This is a genomic window from Methylobacterium sp. WL18, from assembly GCF_008040015.1.
In the GTDB taxonomy this organism is placed as follows: domain Bacteria; phylum Pseudomonadota; class Alphaproteobacteria; order Rhizobiales; family Beijerinckiaceae; genus Methylobacterium; species Methylobacterium mesophilicum.
This window is the reverse complement of record NZ_VRVD01000825.1, coordinates 1-1,755: the sequence shown is the minus strand read 5'-3', so window position 1 is coordinate 1,755 and position 1,755 is coordinate 1. Positions and strand designations below refer to the sequence as shown.

The window sequence follows — 1,755 nt, the reverse complement described above, 5'->3', positions numbered from 1 at the left end:
TAGTAGTACTGGGCCTTCTGGGCCACGGCCGACGCCGCGCCGGCCGTGGCCCAGAAGGCCCAGTACTACTACCGCCGTCGGTTCTACGGTCCGCGGCCGTTCTACCGCCGTCCGTACTACCGCCGCCGGTTCTACTACGGCCCGCGCCCGTTCTACCGCCGTCCGTACTACCGTCGCCGGTTCTTCTACTGAGCGGTCCACCACGCTGACAGGCCCGGCGGCTCCCACGAGCCGCCGGGCTTTTTCATGCGCCGATTCGAGATGCGCGGCCGGTCTTCATGCCGTATAATGCAGGAACGGGACGCGCCGGCGACAGATCGGCCTGCCCGGGAGGAAACCCGATGAACGATATCGCGCAGCGCGCCGAGCCCACGGCCGCGACGCCGGACCTCTGGCAATCGATCCCGTTCGAATGCATCCTGGGCCCGGCCGCCATCTTGCTGGCGGCCGGGCTCAAGCTCGCCGGCATCCTTTCCTGACGGCGCGCGAGACAGGCGGATGGACGGCATGCAGCACGTCGCACGCGCGAACCTCGAAGGTGAGCAGGCGCCGCCGCCCGAGGCGGACCTGCCGCGGGGGGATCTGACGGTCCGGACCATCGCGATGCCGGCCGACACCAACGCCAACGGCGACATCTTCGGCGGCTGGGTGCTGACCCAGATGGACCAGGCGGGCGGCATCGCCGGCGTGGACCGGGCCCAGGGCCGGGTCGTCACCGTGGCCCTCGACGCGATGACCTTCATCCGCCCGGTCCGGGTCGGCGACGTGCTGTGCGTCTACACCCGGGTTTCGCATGTCGGCCGGACCTCGATGAAAATCGAGGTCGAGGCCTGGGCCCGCCGGTTCTGCACCCAGGTCCGCGAGCGGGTGACGCAGGCGACCCTCACCTTCGTGGCGATCGACGAGACCGGGCGCCCGCGCCCGATCCCGCCCCTGGTGCCCTCGCCCAACGCCGCCTGATCACGTCTACTTGATCACCGCGCAGGCGACCCGGTCGCCGGCACCGCCGATCGGCTGGGTGGTGTGGTCGTCCTCGTTGGCGTGGATGATCAGCGCCGAGCCGTCGCCGTCCTTGAGGCCGCCCTCGCCGGTGAGCGGCGTCTCGCTGGTCACCTCGGCATTCCCCGAGCCGTCCTGGGCCACGTAGAGGTTCGGCAGGTCGCCCTCGTCGGGTCCATCCGGATTGAGCAGGCCGTGCTTGCTCTGGTCGTGGTTCACGTGGGCCTTGGAATTCAGGAACTTCGGATCCGAGCAATCGCCGACCGCGTGGAAATGCATGCCGTGCCAGCCGGGCGGCAATCCGCCGGGCTGGATGGCGACACGCAGCACGAGGCTGTTGGCGCCGTCGCGGATCGCGATCGTGCCGATCGGGTCGCCCTTGGCGTTCTTGACGGGCGCCTGGAACGTCTCGGTCGGCTTGGGGGCTGCCGGCTCCTGGGCGAAGGCGCCGCTCGCCGCGAAGGGTCCCAGCAGCCCGAGCAGCGGCAGGATGCGTGTCATACGGTGGCTCTCCTCTCCAGCCCGGTCTAGGTAGGGGGCACGCCGCCCCTCCGACAGGGCCGGCCCCCGAAACCTTTGCCGTATCCCTGACGCGAGCCTGTAAAGCCCTAATGACCGGAGAACGGCCCATACCGGCAGGCGGAGCGCCCGCGCACCGCGCGCCTGCGCCGAAGCGGGCCGACCTGTTCCTGGTGGAGCACGGCCATTTCGAGAGCCGCGCGCGGGCGCAGGCCGCGATCCGGGCCGGGCTGGTGC

General features: G+C 70.5%; 4 protein-coding genes and 1 pseudogene. 4 read left to right on the top strand and 1 reads right to left on the bottom strand.

Translation table 11 applies throughout. The features are described 5' to 3' along the window. Positions 1-45: 45 nt before the first annotated feature. From FV228_RS33515 to FV228_RS28745, 3 genes are all read left to right on the top strand, one after another. Complete coding sequence (locus FV228_RS33515) at positions 46-192, top strand: hypothetical protein (protein WP_187277954.1); 147 nt, start codon at positions 46-48, stop codon at positions 190-192. A 149-nt stretch (positions 193-341) separates the two neighbouring features. Then, positions 342-479, top strand: coding sequence for a hypothetical protein (locus tag FV228_RS33510; RefSeq protein WP_187277953.1), 138 nt, complete (start codon positions 342-344; stop codon positions 477-479). Positions 480-507: 28 nt separating this feature from the next. Then, a complete protein-coding gene (locus tag FV228_RS28745) occupies positions 508-960 on the top strand; it encodes an acyl-CoA thioesterase (RefSeq protein WP_187277952.1) in 453 nt (150 codons plus the stop codon). Positions 961-966: 6 nt separating this feature from the next. Here the strand turns inward: FV228_RS28745 and FV228_RS28740 are convergent, their stop codons facing one another. Continuing rightward, on the bottom strand, positions 967-1,500 hold the full coding sequence (locus tag FV228_RS28740) for a superoxide dismutase family protein (protein ID WP_147857588.1): 534 nt from the start codon (positions 1,498-1,500) through the stop codon (positions 967-969). 110 nt (positions 1,501-1,610) lie between these two features. Here FV228_RS28740 and FV228_RS34535 point away from each other — a divergent pair. Next, positions 1,611-1,755, top strand: a pseudogene (locus tag FV228_RS34535) (TlyA family rRNA (cytidine-2'-O)-methyltransferase); the annotation flags it as partial.

Coding starts and splice junctions, on each gene's coding strand:
- FV228_RS28745 (WP_187277952.1), top strand. CDS start 508: ATGCAGCACGTCGCACGCGCGAACCTCGAAGGTGAGCAGGCGCCGCCG.
- FV228_RS33510 (WP_187277953.1), top strand. CDS start 342: ATGAACGATATCGCGCAGCGCGCCGAGCCCACGGCCGCGACGCCGGAC.
- FV228_RS28740 (WP_147857588.1), bottom strand. CDS start 1,500: ATGACACGCATCCTGCCGCTGCTCGGGCTGCTGGGACCCTTCGCGGCG.